Annotated in this window: 20 protein-coding genes; all 20 read right to left on the reverse strand. The window is 49.3% G+C overall.

What is annotated here, in order from left to right; translation table 11 throughout:
• Positions 1 to 258: 258 nt before the first annotated feature.
• The 20 genes from ACFFJH_RS14680 to ACFFJH_RS14775 all read right to left on the reverse strand — a co-directional run bounded on the left by ACFFJH_RS14680 (position 259) and on the right by ACFFJH_RS14775 (position 20,019).
• Positions 259 to 1,050 carry a TIGR00266 family protein gene (locus ACFFJH_RS14680; RefSeq protein ID WP_390213643.1) on the reverse strand — a complete coding sequence of 264 codons (792 nt, stop codon included), beginning with the start codon at positions 1,048 to 1,050 and terminating at the stop codon, positions 259 to 261.
• 141 nt (positions 1,051 to 1,191) lie between these two features.
• On the reverse strand, positions 1,192 to 2,256 hold the full coding sequence (locus ACFFJH_RS14685) for an acyltransferase family protein (RefSeq protein WP_390213645.1): 1,065 nt from the start codon (positions 2,254 to 2,256) through the stop codon (positions 1,192 to 1,194).
• 8 nt (positions 2,257 to 2,264) lie between these two features.
• Entirely contained in the window at positions 2,265 to 3,194 is a 930-nt protein-coding gene (locus ACFFJH_RS14690) for a hydroxymethylglutaryl-CoA lyase (protein ID WP_390213647.1), read from the reverse strand.
• A 1-nt stretch (position 3,195) separates the two neighbouring features.
• Positions 3,196 to 4,128 (reverse strand): 2-hydroxyacid dehydrogenase, encoded by a 933-nt coding sequence (locus tag ACFFJH_RS14695; protein WP_390213649.1) that lies wholly within the window; start codon positions 4,126 to 4,128, stop codon positions 3,196 to 3,198.
• Between the two features lie 249 nt (positions 4,129 to 4,377).
• Complete coding sequence (locus tag ACFFJH_RS14700; protein WP_390213650.1) at positions 4,378 to 6,387, reverse strand: acetyl/propionyl/methylcrotonyl-CoA carboxylase subunit alpha; 2,010 nt, start codon at positions 6,385 to 6,387, stop codon at positions 4,378 to 4,380.
• Between the two features lie 23 nt (positions 6,388 to 6,410).
• Positions 6,411 to 6,644: a hypothetical protein gene (locus ACFFJH_RS14705; RefSeq protein WP_390213651.1), complete on the reverse strand. Its 234-nt coding sequence runs from the start codon at positions 6,642 to 6,644 to the stop codon at positions 6,411 to 6,413.
• A 25-nt stretch (positions 6,645 to 6,669) separates the two neighbouring features.
• Entirely contained in the window at positions 6,670 to 7,716 is a 1,047-nt protein-coding gene (gene bioB, locus ACFFJH_RS14710; protein WP_390213912.1) for a biotin synthase BioB, read from the reverse strand.
• A gap of 22 nt (positions 7,717 to 7,738) precedes the next feature.
• Positions 7,739 to 8,425, reverse strand: a complete 687-nt coding sequence (bioD, locus tag ACFFJH_RS14715) for a dethiobiotin synthase (protein WP_390213652.1) — start codon at positions 8,423 to 8,425, stop codon at positions 7,739 to 7,741.
• A 220-nt stretch (positions 8,426 to 8,645) separates the two neighbouring features.
• Positions 8,646 to 9,830 carry an 8-amino-7-oxononanoate synthase gene (gene bioF, locus ACFFJH_RS14720; protein WP_390213654.1) on the reverse strand — a complete coding sequence of 395 codons (1,185 nt, stop codon included), beginning with the start codon at positions 9,828 to 9,830 and terminating at the stop codon, positions 8,646 to 8,648.
• The gene (gene bioA, locus ACFFJH_RS14725) at positions 9,827 to 11,182 is read right to left on the reverse strand and encodes an adenosylmethionine--8-amino-7-oxononanoate transaminase (protein WP_390213656.1); all 1,356 of its coding nucleotides are present in this window, start codon (positions 11,180 to 11,182) and stop codon (positions 9,827 to 9,829) included. Before bioA ends, bioF begins: the two co-directional genes overlap by 4 nt.
• Before the next feature lie 163 nt (positions 11,183 to 11,345).
• Positions 11,346 to 12,128 (reverse strand): enoyl-CoA hydratase/isomerase family protein, encoded by a 783-nt coding sequence (locus ACFFJH_RS14730; RefSeq protein ID WP_390213658.1) that lies wholly within the window; start codon positions 12,126 to 12,128, stop codon positions 11,346 to 11,348.
• Between the two features lie 166 nt (positions 12,129 to 12,294).
• Positions 12,295 to 13,917 carry a carboxyl transferase domain-containing protein gene (locus ACFFJH_RS14735; protein WP_390213659.1) on the reverse strand — a complete coding sequence of 541 codons (1,623 nt, stop codon included), beginning with the start codon at positions 13,915 to 13,917 and terminating at the stop codon, positions 12,295 to 12,297.
• A 168-nt stretch (positions 13,918 to 14,085) separates the two neighbouring features.
• Positions 14,086 to 14,463, reverse strand: coding sequence for a YchJ family protein (locus ACFFJH_RS14740; protein ID WP_390213660.1), 378 nt, complete (start codon positions 14,461 to 14,463; stop codon positions 14,086 to 14,088).
• A 361-nt stretch (positions 14,464 to 14,824) separates the two neighbouring features.
• Complete coding sequence (locus tag ACFFJH_RS14745) at positions 14,825 to 15,154, reverse strand: DUF2185 domain-containing protein (protein WP_390213661.1); 330 nt, start codon at positions 15,152 to 15,154, stop codon at positions 14,825 to 14,827.
• A gap of 22 nt (positions 15,155 to 15,176) precedes the next feature.
• Positions 15,177 to 15,569: a rhodanese-like domain-containing protein gene (locus ACFFJH_RS14750; RefSeq protein WP_390213662.1), complete on the reverse strand. Its 393-nt coding sequence runs from the start codon at positions 15,567 to 15,569 to the stop codon at positions 15,177 to 15,179.
• Between the two features lie 165 nt (positions 15,570 to 15,734).
• Positions 15,735 to 16,340 (reverse strand): 2-hydroxychromene-2-carboxylate isomerase, encoded by a 606-nt coding sequence (locus ACFFJH_RS14755; RefSeq protein WP_390213663.1) that lies wholly within the window; start codon positions 16,338 to 16,340, stop codon positions 15,735 to 15,737.
• 136 nt (positions 16,341 to 16,476) lie between these two features.
• Positions 16,477 to 17,622: an acyl-CoA dehydrogenase family protein gene (locus ACFFJH_RS14760; RefSeq protein ID WP_390213664.1), complete on the reverse strand. Its 1,146-nt coding sequence runs from the start codon at positions 17,620 to 17,622 to the stop codon at positions 16,477 to 16,479.
• Between the two features lie 31 nt (positions 17,623 to 17,653).
• Complete coding sequence (locus ACFFJH_RS14765) at positions 17,654 to 18,322, reverse strand: SDR family oxidoreductase (RefSeq protein WP_390213665.1); 669 nt, start codon at positions 18,320 to 18,322, stop codon at positions 17,654 to 17,656.
• Between the two features lie 4 nt (positions 18,323 to 18,326).
• Entirely contained in the window at positions 18,327 to 18,722 is a 396-nt protein-coding gene (locus tag ACFFJH_RS14770) for a DUF4279 domain-containing protein (RefSeq protein ID WP_390213913.1), read from the reverse strand.
• A gap of 115 nt (positions 18,723 to 18,837) precedes the next feature.
• The gene (locus ACFFJH_RS14775) at positions 18,838 to 20,019 is read right to left on the reverse strand and encodes an acetyl-CoA C-acetyltransferase (RefSeq protein WP_390213666.1); all 1,182 of its coding nucleotides are present in this window, start codon (positions 20,017 to 20,019) and stop codon (positions 18,838 to 18,840) included.
• Positions 20,020 to 20,061: the final 42 nt, after the last annotated feature.

Below are 20,061 nucleotides of genomic sequence, written 5' to 3' on the forward strand. Positions count from 1 at the left end.
GGACAAGGTCGCTTTGACTCTAGACTTCGTCGGATTACTTAACCGAGCACCTGATCCCGTGACCTTTAATGAGATACTTAATCAGCCTCATTCTGATACCGTGACTCTCATCGGGCAGTTTATTCATTCTGATGAGTATATTGGGCGGTTTATGGAGTAATAATTTAACTTAAACACAGTTCTGAAAACCTAAAAGGGGAAAAGCAATTTGCTCTTCCCCTTTTACATTTGAGTAGCTCACATTAAGCGTATCGTCGACTAATTTCTCTCAAACAAATTACCCAAGCCACCCAGCACTGATCCTTCTTCGCCACCACGGCTACCACCGATTTTAGAAGCACCAACGATACGATTCGCCATGCGTGCCAACGGTAAGGATTGCAGCCAAACTTTACCTGGGCCGCGCAATGTCGTGAAGAAAATACCTTCGCCGCCGAACAGAGCGGTTTTCACACCGCCGACAAATTGGACATCGAAATCTACATTGCTAGTGAACGCTACCACACAGCCAGTATCAACACGTAAAGTTTCACCAACTTGCAAGTTTTTTTCTATCAAGGCGCCGCCTGCATGTACGAACGCAAGCCCGTCACCTTCAAGTTTTTGCAAGATAAAACCTTCACCACCAAAGAAGCCCGCGCCTAAGCGTTTTTGAAACGCAATGCCCAATGACACACCTTTCGCAGCACAAAGGAAAGCATCTTTTTGACACAGCAAGGTGCCACCCAATTGATCCAAATGCACGGGTATAATCCGACCAGGATATGGTGCACCAAAGGCGACCTTGCGCTTTACCGATCCTTGATTGGAGTACACCGTAGTGAACAAAGATTCACCAGTTAATAAGCGTTTACCTGCCCCCATTAAAGAACCTAACAAACCGCCTTGAGATGCCGAGCCATCGCCAAAAATAGTTTCCATCTGAATCTGATCTTCCATGTAAAACATAGAGCCAGCTTCACCGACCACGGCTTCGCGCGGATCAAGTTCAATCTCTACGAATTGCATGTCGTCGCCAAAAATCTGATAATCGATTACATCCATTGCCATGATGATTCCCTCTTTTCTTATTAAAAAATTCTGCGGAAGATAATCCAAATTGCAGAAAGTGCTGTGCATTTTAACCAGAATTTTTTGCAGTATTAGAAAATTTTTCCGGTAAAAATTTTCTATGAATACCGAAGTAGGAATTTAGCGCGTGCGTGAACGCAAGGCTAGTATGGGTCGCTCTACGCCATGCCAAGAGCCAGCAGCACAGATCAAAGTCAAATAGCTAGCACAGATAGCAAGCGAAGAAACAGACCAGCCTGAATAGGCTGCAATCAAAGTTTGCTGTAAAGGAAATGCGTATAAATACACACCATAGGAATAGTCACCAAAACGATTGAAACCACGAATCAATCCAGCCGGGACATAGGCTAAATACAGCAGCACATACGGCAAGCTCAGATAATACACCATCAAAAAAGCATGGCCGCTGATGGTCAAACTAATCGCGCTTGCTACGACGATACCCATCATGATTTTTCCTGACATAGGTATACGGTAACGAAGCCAGTAGAAAACACATGCAATAAAAAAGAACCAGACAAAACGCAGCAATTGCAAGTGCAGTAAAAAATAACATTTATCTGATACAAACCAAACGCCTAAAAATACCGTCAATGCAGCGATCAAAGCGACGACATGAGAACGAAATTTCACAACATAGAAGTAAGTAACGCAAGTGAACAACAATAAAACATACATACTCAATTCGTAGATCATGCTCCACAAAGAACCGTTAACGATGCCCGCCAGATGATGTCCTTCAAACACACCGGGTAAGTAAAATTCGACATCCGCCATCAGTACCGCATTCTTCAACAGATAACGCCAGGTCTGTGCTTCATGTAGATAGCTAGAGAAATCAAGTCGACTAAAACAAGCACCCAAGACAAACACGCTGAATAGCAGCATTACCCACAATGCAGGAAAAATTCGCAATGCACGCGCACGCAAATAATCGTATGCGTTTTGGCTGCGCATTAAACTCGTACAAACTAAGAAACCGCTAGTGACGAAGAAGATATCGACCGCCATGGCGCCCAGATTTTTACCAACTCTAGTAGCGAATGGCTCAGGCTGGCCGAGCATGGCAAAGCTATGGCTGATTAAAACAGCAAAGGCTGCCAGCAAGCGTAACAAATTAAAATTATTGTCTTTGCCGACAGCGAGTTCGCCCAGAGTAGATGAGGAAGAAAAAAACTTTAGCACATCAAATATTAAGCAAGACGCTTCGCCGCAATCGCATTCCCTGCGCGACTAACCGCCTTGCGTCCTAGGTGTTGAGAAATGAACTGACCAGCATCGACCACTTGATTGAGATCGATCCCAGTATGCACGCCCAAGCCTTGCATCATGAACAGCACATCCTCGGTAGCCACATTACCCGTCGCACCTTTGGCATACGGACAGCCGCCGAGACCGGCAACAGAAGAGTGGAAAATGCTGACGCCAACTTCCATGCTGGCGTAGATATTTGCTAAGGCTTGACCGTAGGTGTCATGGAAGTGACCAGAAATTTGCGCGATCGGAAATTCCTGCGCAACGCGTTGCATCACGGTTTGTACATGACGTGGCGTACCGACGCCTATCGTATCGGCGATGTCGATCTCATCGCAGCCGAGATCACGCATCAACTTCACCACACCAGCGACTTGTTCTGGTGTGATTTCACCTTGATAAGGGCAACCGAAAGAACAACTGATGCTGCCGCGCAAACGCAGACCATGCTGTTTCGCCGCCGCTGCCACATCGCGGAAACGCTCTATCGATTCCGCAATCGAACAATTAATATTTTTTTGCGCGAAGGCTTCGGATGCCGAGCTAAAGATCACGACTTCATCAGCGCCAGCCGCTAAGGCAGCTTCAAAGCCCTTCATATTCGGTGTCAAGGCAGAATAAATGACACCTGCTTTGCGCGTTATGCCTGCCATGACTTCCTTCGAGGTCGCCATCTGCGGCACCCACTTCGGCGACACAAAAGAAGCGGCTTCAATATTCGCGAACCCAGCCTTCGTCAAACGATCGACGAGTTCAATTTTGACTTCCGCTGGAATCGTCTCTTTTTCATTTTGCAAGCCATCGCGTGGACCGACTTCGACAATCTTGACGCGCAACGGCAAATTCACTTGTTTCGCTAATACGACCATTTCAATATCCTTTCGATTGGTCAACCACACCACGCACAGTTTGGCCTTGTTCCAATGCCTGCATCTTTTCTGCAATTTGCGCCACGCTTTGCTCAAACAAACTTAATGCAGATTCGTGTGGCGTAATCTGTATGCGTGGCTCTTGCCAAAACGGATGATCAGCAGGCAATGGCTCATGTTGAAATACGTCTAAAGTCGCACCAGCAATATGTCCGCTTTGTATGAGCTCGAGTAGATCTTGTTCTACCACATGAGCACCGCGCGCCACATTAATCAAATAAGCTCCACGCGGCAATTGTTCCAGCGTCGCTCGATTCAAAATATGACGTGTTTCTGAAGTCAATGGCAAGATACAGACTAAGACACGTGAAGCGTTCAAAAACGCAGACAGCTCCTGTTGGCCGTGATAGCAAGTCACACCCTCGATGTGTTTTTCACTGCGACTCCAACCATGCACGGGAAATTCAAAATGCTGTACCGCCTGCAAAATGCGCTGCCCTAACACACCCAATCCCAAGATCCCGACGCCAAATTCACTTTTCTTATTCGGTGCCAAACATTGCCATTGTTTGGCATTACGATGCAGCTCATAAGTATCGAAACGACGGAAATGACGCAGTAGCGCATAGCTGACATATTCAGCCATTTGCACCGCCATGCCTGCATCGTCCAGACGAATTAAAGGTACACCGCTAGGCAAAGCACTTCCTAACTGCAATATCGCATCAACTCCTGCGCCTAAGACAAAAATCGCCTTCAGATCTGTACGCCCCTCGAGCATCGCTGCTGGCGGTTTCCAAACAATCGCATAATCGGCTGGCGCCGTATCATTGGGCTGCCATTGCCTCACTTCACAATGAGCAAAGACCTGACTGATTTTCTTAAACCATTTTTCAGCGTTCGGACTATCAGCGCAAAACAGGATTTTTAACATGGATATGGTGAAAATAAAATTCGATACAAAACAATGGCTATTAAACTGAGATTCGCAGTTTTTAGGGCGGGTGCAACCCGCGCCGCCTACATTTTGAGTCACTGCGCAGCGCGGGTTACACCCGCCCTACGAAACTCGGCTAACATCCCCTCCCCCTTCAAGGGGAAGGAGTATTCATCCTACATCACTTGTGCAATCTTCCCTCTCTTTGTTTAGCAGGCATGCGAGCAAGAAGTTCGACTAAGATCTTCACTGCTTAAAATTCAACAAAGGCGCACCTTCTGTCACCTGATCACCAACCGCATACAAAACTTCTTCAACGACACCATCATGTGGTGCAGAGATGGTGTGTTCCATCTTCATCGCTTCCATAATCAACAGCGCCTCACCTTTCTTCACTTCTTGGCCATTCTTCACCACCACTGCGACGATCTTGCCTGGCATCGGGGCGGTTAAACGGCCGCCTTCTGCTTCGGCTTCGCCCGCATGTGCCATCACATCGTTGTAATGCAAATCGTAGTGTGTACCTTGGCTAAATACGTGGAAATGTTCGCCATCGCGGACCACCGTGCCTTTCACGGTTTGCTCAGCAATGGCTAACACGACATCGTCACCACTGCGCGACACTAAGCGTACGGTTTCGCTGTCGCCATTTGCAGCGATGATCCATGCATCTTGCATGTAGGTCACTTGCACTGCGTGCGTTTGATGTTCTTCGGCGAATTGCAATCCACGTTGCATGTAGCTATTCATGCGCCAGCCTTGACTACTTTGCCATGGATCTGCGCCTGTCGATTTTTCTGACTGCAACAAGGACACTGCAGCCAAAGACAAGATTGCTAAATTGGCCGGAGCTGGCGTAGGGAATAAGGCAGCTTGATTGCGTTCGATCAAGCCCGTATCTAAATCCGCCGTTGAGAAAGCTTGACTGGTAATAAGGCGCGATAAAAATGCGATATTCGAATTCAAGCCAACAATCTGATATTGCGCTAGTGCTTGCGCCATGCGCGCCAAGGCTTCGGTTCTGTCTTTGCCCCACACGATCATCTTCGCAATCATCGGGTCGTAGAAAGGTGAAATCGTATCGCCTTCGCGTACGCCACTATCAATCCTAAACGCAGCGGGATCTGGCGAACCACCGAGTTCAAAATTCACAGCGCTCGGCGTACGTGCGTGGCGCAAAGTACCGATCGATGGCAAGAAACCTTTTTCTGGATTTTCTGCATACACGCGCGCTTCAATCGCGTGGCCATGAATCTGCAATTGCGACTGTTGCAAAGGTAATTGTTCACCCGCTGCGACACGTAACTGCCACTCTACCAAATCAGTGCCTGTGATCATTTCGGTGACAGGATGTTCCACCTGCAAACGCGTGTTCATTTCCATGAAATAGAAAGAACCGTCTTCGCCGTTAACACTTTGTTCTGCGATGAACTCCACCGTACCTGCGCCGACATAACCGACCGCTTTCGCTGCCGCTACCGCCGCTTCACCCATCGCTGCACGACGCTCCGCCGTCATGCCAGGAGCCGGTGCTTCTTCCAATACTTTTTGATGACGACGTTGTACCGAGCAATCGCGTTCAAACAAATAAACGCAATTGCCATGGGTATCAGCAAACACTTGGATTTCGATATGACGTGGACGTTGCAAATATTTTTCAGCAAGCACTTTATCGTCGCCAAAAGAATTGATCGCTTCGCGCTTACAAGATGCCAAGCCATCTTTGAAGTCCTTGCTGTGCTCAATCACACGCATGCCTTTACCACCGCCGCCAGCACTGGCTTTCAACAACACAGGGTAGCCGATGCCATCCGCTTCGTTTTGCAAGAAATCAGGATCTTGGTTGTCGCCATGATAGCCAGGCACCAAAGGAACATTGGCCTTTTCCATCAAAGACTTGGCGGCAGATTTACTGCCCATCGCTTCAATCGCTGACGCTGGCGGTCCAATGAAAGCGATACCCGCTTTCGCACAGGCATTCGCGAACTCACTATTCTCAGACAAGAAGCCATAGCCCGGATGGATCGCCTGCGCACCCGTCGCCAATGCGACTTCGATAATCTTGTCGGCACGCAGATAGCTTTCTTTCGCTGGCGCTGGGCCAATCAATACCGCTTCATCGCACACCGCCACATGCTTAGCATTGGCATCCGCTTCGGAGTACACCGCAACAGTCTTAATGCCCATGCGACGGGCTGTCGCGGCAACACGGCAAGCAATTTCGCCACGATTGGCGATGAGGATTTTGCTAAACATGATTTTTGTCTTTCTTCTCTAATTCAAATATTAACAAGCTCGAGTTGAACATCTTTTTCTTGAAAACCGAGCAGCCATACCGTACCGCCTAATTTGTCGCTACATTCCAATTCAAAACCTGGTGGGTTATCATAAATTTCAAGTATCGTCGCTATGTCACCTACTTGCGGAGGCCGAGTATTGAAGGCGTCACCCAAACATAACTCGTCACTATTAATTGCGATCAAGCGAACAACGTCATAGATCTTGAAACTCATTTCATTCTCCATGTAGTCAATCAAATTAACTACAACCACCAGCCTTCTTCTCCACCACACCACGCGTCTTCAAACCTAATTTCTCCAACAGGACTTTATCGTCTTCAGCCTCTGGGTTATCAGTGGTCAGTAATTTATCGCCGTAGAAAATCGAATTCGCGCCAGCCACGAAACACATGGCTTGCACTGCTTCGCCCATTTGACGACGGCCTGCCGACAAACGTACGCGGGCTTTCGGCATGGTGATACGCGCTACGGCGATGGTGCGTACGAACTCCAAAGGATCGAGTGGGTCGAGGCCATGCAAAGGTGTGCCTTCCACTTGGACCAGATGGTTCACTGGCACAGATTCAGGGTAAGGGTTTAAGTTCGCTAATTGCGCGATCAAACCAGCACGTTGACGACGACTTTCACCCATGCCGACGATACCACCACAACACACTTTCAAACCTGCTGTGCGCACATGTCCCAAAGTATCCAAACGATCTTGGTAATCACGTGTCGATATCACGTTGTTGTAGAACTCAGGTGCGGTATCGAGATTGTGGTTGTAGTAATCCAAACCTGCCGCTGCCAAACGCTGCGCTTGCTCTTCTTTGAGCATGCCCAAAGTCGCGCAGGTTTCTAAGCCCATGGCTTTCACTTCGCGCACCATGGTTTCGACTTTTTCCATGTCGCGGTCTTTCGGCGAACGCCATGCTGCGCCCATACAGAAACGGGTCGCGCCGCTTTCGCGTGCTGCTTTCGCTGCATCTAACACCTGACGCACATCGAGCATTTTCTTGGCTTCAACGCCGGTATCGTAACGCGCTGCCTGTGGACAATATCCGCAATCTTCCTCGCAGCCACCAGTCTTAATCGACAACAAGGTCGCGAGTTCAACATCACCGTTCGGGAAATTCTCACGATGGATCTGTTGGGCTTTAAAGAGCAAATCATTGAACGGCAATTCGAACAATGCCATTACTTCATCAACCGGCCAGGTTTCGGCCGTGATGGTCTTTACCGGCGCTTGAAACGTCATCGCCTGTGCATTGCCTTTTGCATCACCGATGCCCGCTGTTTGTTCCATGATTGGTTCCATATTCACTTCCTTACTTCAATAAATTCAAATCTAAATACTGACTCGCTTGCACTACTTGGTCTGCAGCTAAGCGCGGCACTACACCTAAACATGGCGCGCCTAGGCGCTGCCGTAATGCTTCTACATTTTCATCAAAGAACCGCATTTCCGTGTCAACCGTATTCGCCACCCATGCGGCCAAACGCAAACCGCTAGCGCGAATCGCTTGCGCCGTGAGCAGTGCATGATTGATACAACCCAAACGCATCCCGACCACCAGAATCACCGGCAAGCCCAAACGCTGCGCCAAATCGACGGTACTGGATTCATCATCGAGCGGCACACAGAATCCACCTACCCCTTCCACCAAAACCACATCCGCGAGACCTTGTGCTTGTTGATAGCCGTACTGAATATGCTGCACATCCATCTTCACGTTTTCTAACTGCGCCACAATATGCGGTGCCGCTGGGGTGCGCATCAAATAAGGCACCACGATTTCTTGTGGTGCTTTCACGCTGGATGCGGCAAGCAAACTATCGACATCTTCGTTATGCAAAACACCGTCGATTTCATCCGCACCCGAAGCGATAGGCTTCATTCCCAACGTCGATCTTTCTTGCTGGGTGAAAGCGCGCAGCAAAGCCGACGTAATGAAAGTCTTGCCGATTTCGGTATCTGTGCCAGTGATGAAATAATCGTTTGTTCTTGTTTGCATTGCTCAAATTTTTATTCTTAAAACTATTCGTTACTACTCAAATCTCGTAGGGCGGGTGCAACTCATCACGTCATTCCCGCGAAGGCGGGAATCCAGTGTCGTTTAGTTCAGTAACGTCTCGACGTAAAGTCACTGGATGCCGGATCAAGTCCGGCATGACGCTTAATTGAGTTCGCGACACATCTGAAAATCACGCACCCAATTAAGCACTTATTTCAATTCACTCTTCCAAACCATTCACAGCATCAATCAACAAAGCCAAATCTTCTGCCGTATGCGCGGCCGACAAAGTAATACGCAAACGCGCTGTACCTTCTGGCACCGTTGGCGGCCGTATTGCTGGCACCCAGAAACCTTGTTCGTATAAACTTGCCGCGGCTTTCAAACTTTCCGCGTTATCACCGATCACAATCGGTTGCACCGCTGTATCTGATGGCATGAGCGTCCAACGCTTCAACTTTAAGTCACGGCGCAGTTGGGCAATCAACGCCTGCAAATGAGCACGGCGGGCTCGCCCTTCTTCGCCCTGAATAATATCTAAACTCGTCAACAAGGCATGTGCCAAGGCCGGCGGTGCAGCGGTCGTATAAATGTAAGGACGTGCTTTGTTCACCAACCATTCGATCACATCGGCATGTGCCGCCACGAAGGCTCCACCGACACCGGCCGATTTGCCCAAGGTGCCCATGTAGACCAAGTTAAGCGAACGCAGATTAAAGTGTTCTAAGACGCCACGCCCATTGGCACCTAAGGCACCGAAGCCATGGGCATCATCAATCACCAACCATGCATTAAACTCTTCGCACAAGGCGAGCAATTCTGGCACGGGGGCTAGATTGCCATCCATACTAAAGACGCTATCGCTGACCACGATTTTCGTCGGAGCAGAGGAAGCTTGCAGCAAACTGCGTAAGGTCGCGACATCCCCATGCGGATAAACATTCAACTTTGCGCGCGACAATTTAGCGCCATCAATCAAAGACGCATGATTCAGCGATTCGGAAAATAATTCTGTCTCTTTGCCTGAGACGGCAGCCAACCCAGCGAGTACGGCGAGATTAGCCATATAGCCAGTGCAAAAATACAGGGCACGCGCGTTCAGCAGGTGCGGCGACACAAATTCCGCCAAGCGATCTTCAAGCAAGGCATGGGCGCGACTATGGCCGCTAATCAAATGCGAAGCACCGCTACCAACACCATATAAGTCCGCACCTTCTTGCAACGCAGCGATAATTTTTGGATGCGCTGCCAAGCCGAGATAATCATTACTACAAAACGCCAGCATATCGCGACCGTCAACTTTGACACGCGGTGCACTCGGGCTCTCTGCATGACGGCGGCGTCGACGCAAGCTCTTGCTGTCTAGGACTGCTAATTGATTTTGGATTTGATCGAGCAAAATCATGCAGCTTCTCCCATCACATGATTGAAGACTTTCAGCATGCGTTCACCCACCAAACTCACTTCTTCTGGATTCAAAATATATGGCGGCATCAAATACACGGTGTTACCAATCGGGCGTAACAATAATTCTTCTTGCAAAGCCTGCGTAAAGAAACGGCGCGAGAATGTTTTTGCAGCTGCAGCGTTGGCATTATCAAACACGGCATCGAAAGCCCACATCATCCCCTGCTGACGGAAATGTTTGACTTGATGATGTTGCGCGAGTGGCTGCAAAGCCTCGGTGATGCTCGCCGCCTTCACGCGATTTTGCGCCAACACATCATCGGTCTCGAAAATTTCCAAGGTCGCCAATGCGGCGCGGCAGGCCAAAGGATTGCCGGTGTAAGAATGTGAATGTAAAAATCCACGACGCACATCGCTATCGTAAAAGCCTTGATAAATATTCTCACGCGTCATCACCAAAGACAGCGGCAAATAGCCACCACTAATTCCTTTGGATAAGCAAACAAAGTCAGGCCAAATTTGCGCATTTTCGCAAGCGAAGAAAGTGCCGGTGCGACCGCAACCGACCGCAATTTCATCGGCAATCAAATGGACTTGGTATTGATCGCACAAAGCGCGTACCAAACGCAAATACTCTGGATCATGCATGGCGAAACCGGTCGCACATTGCACCAAAGGCTCTAAAATGACCGCAGCGATCTTGCCAGCACGTTCCTGCAAGCAGCGCTCCATATCGGCTGCCGCACGGCGCGCGACATCCATCGCTGTTTCCCCCTCTTGCGCCAGACGTGCATCTGGCGAAGCGACCACATGGGCGTTGCGGATCATGGGCCCGTAAGCGTCGCGGAATAAAGCCACATCAGTTACTGCCAGCGCGCCTATGGTCTCGCCGTGATAACTGCCTTTCAGGCAAATAAATTCTTGTTTCTCAGCTTGACTTTGATTGCGCCAAAAATGGAAACTCATCTTCAAGGCGATTTCGGTGGCAGATGCGCCATCCGAGGCGTAAAAGCAGTGACCAAGCACTCCACTAGTTAAGGCCGATAATTTTTCAGATAAGCGAATCACAGGCTCATGCGTAAAACCTGCCAACATCGCATGCTCTAATTGATCGAGCTGATCTTTGAGCGCTGTGTTGACACGTGGATTCGCGTGGCCGAACAAATTCACCCACCATGAACTTATCCCATCAAGGTAACGCTTACCTTCCATATCGACCAGCCACGCACCACGACCATGACTGACCGGAATCAAAGGCATGGTCTCGTGGTGCTGCATTTGCGTGCAAGGATGCCACACGCTTTGCAGACTACGTTTTACCCAGTCGGATGTGCTAGCTGATGTATTCACTGCGTTCAATCCTACTCCAAGATCTTTTCTTTTCCATCACATCAGAAAACTTCACTGAAAGATACGAGAAAAACAGGCCATTTAGCCGAAATTATGCACATTACGCATCTAACCTAGCTTTCACTTTTTTGCCTGATTAGAGCAAGCCCTCCATTATACTTGATCACCCCAACCAGCTCGGCTTACGCTTCTCGAGGAAGGAACGCACGCCTTCACGACCTTCATCCGAGGCGCGAATCATGGCAATCCCTTCTACGGTATTTGCAATCAAGTCGGGCGTAATTTCACGACCACCGACATCGCGCACCAAAACCTTCGCTTGGGCAACCGCATTGGGACTATTGGTCACCAAAGCTTTCACGATCTCCGCCACTTTGCCTTGTAAAGCATCCGCTGCCACTACCTCATGCACAAAGCCCATACGCAGAGCTTGCGCTGCATCGAAACGTTCTGCGGTTAAGAAGTATCGACGAGCGGCATTTTCGCCCATCGCTTTAATCACATACGGAGAAATCGTGGCGGGAATCAAACCTAACTTGACTTCACTCAAGCAGAACTGTGCAGTATCGACAGAAACGATCACATCACAAGCCGCGACCAAGCCCATACCACCGGCATAGCAGTCACCTTGAATTTGCGCCACCACAGGTTTCGCGCAGGTATAGATGGCAGATAACATCGAGGCCAAAGCACCCGCATCGGCAACATTCTCCGCATGCGTATAGTCGGCCATCTTCTTCATCCAATTGAGGTCAGCACCCGCGCAAAACGCAGGACCATTGGCCGCCAACACAATCGCGCGAATACTGGTATCGCCACTCAATTCATTAAACACCTGCGTAATCTCAGCAATCGTCGTTTCGTTAAACGCATTGCGTACATCAGGACGATTGAGCGTAACGGTGGCAACTTTGTTGTCGCGCGTGAGGGTGAGGGTTTGGTACATAAGACTTCCTTGTTACGATTTTCTACAACTTTTCTGGAGGTACGGACACTACGAAAAATTCAATGATCGGGATGCAGTGCAAGGCGCACACCGGAGCAATATGTCGATATTGCGAGGATTTGCAACGCCGCAATGCGCCCGAGCATTGGATTTAGCGTAGTGGACGTCACATTCTGAATATCCCAAACTTAGCATCTGGAATCGGCGCATTCAAAGCCGCACTCAAGCCCAATCCCAAAACCATACGCGTATCCGCTGGATCAATCACACCGTCATCCCACAAGCGCGCTGATGCATAGTAAGGATGGCCTTGGTGTTCGTATTGATCTTTGATTGGTTGTTTAAACGTCGCTTCTTCTTCGGCACTCCAACTACCGCCTTTGGCTTCGATACCATCACGACGCACCGTTGCCAATACGCTGGCGGCTTGCTCACCGCCCATCACGGAAATACGCGCGTTCGGCCACATCCACATGAAGCGCGGTGAATAAGCACGGCCACACATACCGTAGTTACCAGCACCAAAACTGCCGCCGATAATCACGGTGAATTTCGGTACATTCGCCGTCGCCACCGCCGTTACCATCTTGGCGCCATTACGCGCAATACCTTCGTTCTCATATTTACGACCAACCATAAAACCGGTGATATTTTGCAGGAACACCAGCGGGATCTTACGTTGGCAGCACAACTCAATGAAATGCGCGCCCTTCAAGGCAGCTTCAGAAAACAAGATGCCGTTGTTGGCGACGATACCAACTGGCATACCGTGAATATGCGCAAAACCGCAGACTAAGGTCGTACCATAACGCGCTTTGAATTCATCGAAATGGCTACCGTCAACAATACGGGCAATCACTTCACGCACATCGAAAGGTTTGCGTGTATCGACTGGAATCACGCCATATAATTCTTGCGCAGGAAACTTTGGCTCTTCGACAGGTTTCAACACTACAGTCTGTGGTTTGTGGCGATTCAAATGTGAAACGATGCCGCGCGCCAAAGACAATGCATGCGTATCGTTTTGCGCCAGATGGTCAGCCACACCAGACAAACGCGTATGCACATCACCACCACCAAGGTCTTCCGCACTCACCACTTCACCGGTCGCGGCTTTTACCAAGGGCGGCCCCGCCAAAAAAATCGTGCCTTGATCTTTGACGATAATCGATTCATCACTCATGGCTGGCACGTAAGCGCCGCCCGCTGTACAAGAACCCATCACGACCGCGATTTGCGGAATGTCTTTGGCGGACATATTGGCTTGGTTGTAGAAAATACGACCGAAGTGATCGCGATCTGGGAACACTTCATCTTGATTCGGCAGGTTCGCGCCACCGCTATCAACGAGGTAGATGCAAGGCAAATTATTTTGCTCGGCGATCTCTTGTGCACGCAAATGTTTTTTCACCGTCATCGGGAAATACGTACCGCCTTTCACCGTCGCATCGTTACACACGATCACACATTCTTGACCAGCCACCCGACCGATACCTGTGATCACACCCGCGCTCGGTGCCGCATCCGCATCGTTCTTTTCTTTATACATATTGAACGCGGCCAGTTGTGAGAATTCCAGGAAAGGCGTGCCTGGATCGAGCAACATTTGTACGCGATCTCGCGGCAACAATTTACCACGCGCCAAATGCTTTTCACGCGCGGCCTCGCCGCCACCTAGCGAGATCTGGGCGATCTTGGCTTTGAGGTCATCCACAATCGCTTGCATCGCCGCAGCATTGGTTTTGAAGTCCTCTGAACGAGGGTTAAGTTTGGACTCTAGAGTTGTCATAATTTTTTCCGATTACTGATTGGGCTGTGCTCAATTTCATAAACCTTTTTTACCCCTCAACGCCGAGACGCTGAGGCGCAGAGTAAAACCTTAAGAGAGAGGTTTTCTCTGTTTTCGATGTTCTCAGCACCTCCGCGTCTCGGCGTTGAGGGGTTTTCTACTTATCTTTTATTCATAAATTCCATCTACATAAAACCATTTACCATCGAATTTCACGAAGCGACTTTTTTCGTGCAGTCGATGGGCTTTGCCACCAATTTTGTAACGCGCCACGAATTCCACCATGGCTTCTTTGTCTTGCGTTGTGTGTTTCTTTACTTCCAAACCTAACCACTTGGTCGGATCACCATGAACGATGGCTTCTTTCGGACAAGTCCTCTCATCCCAAGTCGCTCGCAAATACGCTTCGTCGTTGAGCGTATAGGCCGTGTAGCGCGAACGCATTAATGCTTCTGCCGTTGGTGCGGCTTCTGCGCCGCTGATGTAGCGGCCACAACATGCTGCGAATTCTTTGTTGGTGCCACAGGGGCAGATTGTTTTACTCACGCTTTACCTATTTGTTTCTTTGTAGGGCGGGTGGAACCCGCGCTGCTTTCTTTACATCCGTTCGACGCGGACTACCTGCAAACTACTTATTCATTTCAATTTCAAACTGAGCCAAGCTCAACCTTTACAGGTCGGGGGTGGCCCGACAGCCAGTTACCTTTTTTGCTTCGCCAAAAAAGGTAACCCAAAAAAGGCGACCGCACTAAGTCGCCCTTCGGGTTCCCAATGCTGCACAACAAAAAATGGGAAAGTGTTGGAACTCGCCTTCGGCTCAGACAACAACACTTTCTTTTTCCATTTTCTGTTGCGCATCATTGGCGACTTAGAAGCGGGAGGACAACCCAAACTTCAGCCAACCTCTTTACTCGACCAGAACAAAGTCTCCCTCATCATCTCTTTCGAACTTACATCCGCATTCCGAATCTATAAAAGGAAGGATCGATGGGTCGTAATTTACAATTGTATTCACGTCGTAAATATCATGCTTGCTAGAATCAGCCATGTATGCTTCATCTTCATCGCCTGCAAAAAAACACCACCCACTATCTTCTTCCCGAATTGGATCTCGTCGGTACATATAACCAACTGGGCGACCATCTACAACAATCCGGTCTGTTGCGAAGCAGCCTCCCAATCCAAGAGCAATCGGCGCAATTTCTTCTTTCGAAAGCTTATATTTTTTCTCAGCCATATTAATATCCATAATCCCGAAATCACTTTTTCTCTTTCACCGCCGTAGGCGCACCAGCTGCTTTCCATGCACCGAAGCCGCCGTCGATGTGGGCGACGTTTTCTAGGCCCATGTCTTGCACTGTCTTCGTCGTCAATGCACTGCGCCAGCCGGCTGCGCAGAATAGAATGAATTCTTTTTGTTCGCCAAACACAGGTTTGAAATACGGTGAATCAGGGTCGATCCAAAACTCGATCATGCCACGTGGTGCATGAAAGGCGCCGGGAATAATGCCTTCGCGTTCCAATTCGCGAATATCGCGCACATCGATGAACTGCACATTCGGATCTGCAAGTTTCGCTTGCGCTTCGGCCACGCTATACGTTTTGATCTGCGCGTTGGCTTCTTCCACCAATTGTTTGTAGCCTTTTTTCATTTTGCATCCCAATAAGTTCAAGCACTACAGGTCGATAAAAAATTCAGAAAACCCCTCAACGCAGAGGCGCTGAGACGCGGAGTAAAACCTTAAAAGAGAGGTTTTCTCTGTTTTCGAATTTCTCCGGGTCTCTGCGCCTCGGCGTTGAGAGGTTTTATTTCAACATCAAAACCCGCCTGTGGCCAACCATTTTTCTAATTGCGGCAAACGATCGTTGCCCCAGAATGGTTCGCCATCGACGATCATCCATGGCGCGCCAAACACGCCTTTGCTGACTGCTTCTTCGCAGGCTGCTGCCAATTGCGCTTTGTACTTTTCATCTTTGCAGGCCGCTGCCGCTGCTTCACCATCGAGTCCCATGGCGCTCACAAACTCGGCTAACCAAGCAATTTCATTCATGCCAGCCGGGCCTGAGAAGTAAGCCTTGGTCACGGCGCGGGTGAATTCACCGACACGGCTCGGCGCAACTTCTTTCATCCACAAGCACACACGTGCTGTGTTTTGCGTATTGATCGGAAATGGTTCTGGCAAAGTAAAAGGAATCCCCGCATAACGCGCTGAACGTTCCATATCATGCTTGTGATAAGACGCCATGATCGGTGGACGCATCGTCAGTGGACTGGAGTTGGTCGTTTTGAAGACCACCCCTAACAACACGGGTTTCCAATCAATTTCATAACCATACTTCGCCGCCAACTCCTCGATCACCTGCGTGGTCAAGTAGGCATAAGGTGAAACGTAGTCAAACCAATATTCGATGCGTTTGTTCATATCATTCCCTTTATCTAAAACCCCTCAACGCCGAGGCGCAGAGACTCTGAGAAATTCGAAAACAGAGAAACCTCTCTTTTAAGGTTGTCCTCTGCGACTCAGCGTCTCTGCGTTGAGGGGTTTTGGTTTCAACGTCTCAATCCATCAACCCACGGCCAATCAAAATCTTCTGAATATCCGAACTACCTTCATAGATCTGGCATACACGCACATCGCGATAAATGCGCTCGACTGGGAAGTCGCTCACATAGCCATAGCCACCGTGAATTTGGATCGCATCAGAACATACTTTTTCTGCCATTTCGGACGCAAACAGTTTTGCCATGGCGGCTTCTTTTAAACATGGTTTGCCAGCGTCTTTCATACTCGCTGCATGCCAAATCAATTGGCGTGCAGCTTCGATTTGCGTCGCCATGTCGGCCAAGCGGAATTGCACAGCTTGATGTTCAAAAATTGCTTTACCAAATGTGCGTCTATCTTTGGCGTAGGCTAAGGCTGCTTCGAACGCCGCGCGTGCCATGCCCACTGATTGCGAAGCGATACCGATGCGACCGCCCTCCAAACCGGACAAAGCGATCTTATAGCCCATGCCTTCTTCACCAATTAAATTGGCGTCGGGGATGCGGCAGTTTTCGAACAAGATCTGCGCGGTGTCTGACGAGTGTTGTCCCATTTTATGTTCGAGGCTGGCAACGATATAACCTGGCGTTTTCGTATCGACCCAGAATGCACTTATGCCTTTTTTGCCCGCTGCTTTGTCGGTCACCGCCATCACGATCGCAACATCGGCGTGCTTGCCGCTGGTGATGAATTGCTTCACGCCATTTAATACGTATTCATCACCTTCGCCGCCTTTTTCTAACCTCGCGGTAGTACGCAAATCAGAGGCGTCACTACCTGCATGCGGTTCGGTCAAACAAAACGCACCGAGCTTTTCGCCGCTGGCGAGTGGACGTAACCATTGTTCTTTTTGTTCTGCGTTGGCATACATCATACCGATGCTGCAGACCGGGCAATTATTCACGGATACGACAGTAGAAGTACCGCCATCACCAGCAGCGATTTCTTCCAGCACCAAGGACAGTGAAAGATAGTCCATACCAGCGCCGCCCAATTCTTCTGGAACCGCCACGCCATACGCACCCATCGCCGCCAATTCTTTGAGTTCTTCTGCGGGGAAATGATGCTCTTTATCCCAACGCGCGGCATTTGGTGTGATGCGCTCTTGTACAAAGCTACGCACGGCGTCGCGGATCATTTCGTGTTCTGATGTTAGTTGCATGTGTTACTCGATTCTAAAATTTTAAAAAAAGCTACCAAGCCAACGGCGATCCGTCACAATTCAAAAACTGCCCATTCTGCGCACGACTACTATTTGCAATCACCTCGCGCATGCCAGCGACGCTGACATCAACGCTAATCTCTGCGCCTGCGCCACCCATATCCGTTTGCACCCAACCTGGATGAAACGCGATGCACGTGGCTTTTCGCGTGCTGAGCGATGCATCTTTCAAGACCGAATTCAAGGCTGCTTTGCTGGCGCGATACAACCATGCCACATTGTTTTCGCGCAGAGCGATGGAGCCCATGCGTGAAGACAAGACGGCTAACTTGCCACTCGCGTTTTCGACCATGGGCAAAACTAAAGGCAATATGCGCATCGCGGCTAACACATTGGTGTGCATGACTTGATCAAACTCTTCTTGCTGCGGCGATTGCAAGCCATTGGTTCTGCTACCGAAGATACCTGCATTCAAAATGGCGACGTCGATCTTCTCATCGTCTAAGCGCCATGCAAGACCTGCACAGTCGTTCAAATTGTTCACATCGAGCGGCAAGGCCTCACAACCATGCACGGTCAAATCCGCCAGATCTTCGGGCTTTTGTGCTGTGGCAATCACGCGCCAACCTGCGGCTTTGTATTGGCGCGCGAATTCACGACCGATACCGCGTGAGGCTCCGATGATTAATGCTGTTGGCATTGCTTTACTCCGTTACTCTATCAATATCAGACTTCATGTTAGAAAAAATTTCATCATCGTCACCAGCAGCATAAATATCAAAGTCGATGTCGATTCCTCTTTCACCAAGCATCAGAAGTGTTTGAGGTGACAAGGAAAGTCCATCGTTGCTACTATCCAAGAAAATTCCACAAAACATATCAACACGAAAGGTCTGCGTTAAGCTTCTCCACATATTGAGGTCATCAGATGTCTGCAACAAGATTGAACGGATCTGTGTGTCTAGGTTTTCTGGTTCAGCATACTCAGCAAGCAATCGCCAATTACCACATTTCACCAATCTCTCACGCCCAGATGAGTGCTTCACAACTTGCCCCTTAAATTCAGCGACGGTTGGCTGGCATTTAAGTAAACGCGTAATCTCGTCTGGCTATAAATCATCGCCGAAGATTCTTAATGTTGCGGATGAATGATGGACTTTACCCATAATTTCTCTATTGATTGAAAGGCTGACACAATCAACCTTTCGTCATCAATTACACCAACTCAATCGCCATCGCGGTCGCTTCACCACCACCGATACACAAAGAAGCCACGCCGCGTTTGCCGCCACGTGCTTTTAATGCACCGATCAGCGTCACGATAATACGTGCGCCTGATGCGCCGATTGGATGACCGAGTGCGCAAGCACCACCGTGCACGTTCATCTTGTCGTGTGAGATGCCGAGATCATGCATCGCTGCCATAGGCACTGCGGCGAAGGCTTCGTTGACTTCAAACAAATCAACATCCTCTGTCGTCCATCCTACTTTTTTGTAGAGTTTTTCAATCGAGCCAACTGGTGCTGTGGTGAACCAGCCTGGTTCTTGTGCATGCGTTGCATGACCCAAAATTTTTGCGATCGGTGCTAAGCCCAATTCTTTCGCTTTGGATTCACGCATCAAGACCAAAGCTGCTGCGCCATCGTTGATGGAAGACGAAGATGCTGCTGTGATGGTGCCGTCTTTTTTGAAGGCTGGCTTCAAGTTTGGAATCTTGTCGAGCTTGGCTTTCAATGGGCCTTCGTCTTTGTCGATCACCACATCGCCGCCACGACCAGACACTGTTACCGGTGTAATTTCCCAAGCAAAAGCACCACTAGTTGCTGCGGCTTGTGCGCGTGTGACCGAAGCGATGGCAAACGCATCTTGTGCTTCGCGTGTAAAGCCATATTTGCTGGAGCAATCTTCTGCGAATGTGCCCATGGAACGACCCTTATCATATGCATCTTCCAAACCGTCGAGCATCATGTGATCCATGATCGTGCCGTGGCCGATACGATAGCCGCCACGTGCTTTAGGAATGATGTAAGGTGCGTTGGTCATCGATTCCATACCGCCTGATACCAGCACCTCGTTACTGCCAGCGAGCAAGGCGTCGTAAGCCATCATGGTCGCTTTCATCGCTGAGCCACACATCTTAGACAAAGTGACTGCGCCAGTCGAAAATGGCAAACCCGCTGCCAACAAAGCTTGGCGTGCTGGTGCTTGACCTTGACCTGCCATCAAGCAGTTACCAAACAAGACTTCTTCGATCAATTCTGGTTTAACGCCAGCACGTTCAACCGCAGCCTTAATCGCCACAGCACCGAGTTGGCTCGCTGTCAAAGAAGCGAAATCACTTTGAAACGCGCCCATAGGTGTACGAGCGGCGCCGACGATTACGATAGGATCATTCATGGTTTTCTCCAAAATTATTGATAACTACTTTTTAAAATCTTT

Source organism: Affinundibacterium danionis, from assembly GCF_042432465.1.
GTDB lineage: Bacteria > Pseudomonadota > Gammaproteobacteria > Burkholderiales > Burkholderiaceae_D > Undibacterium > Undibacterium danionis.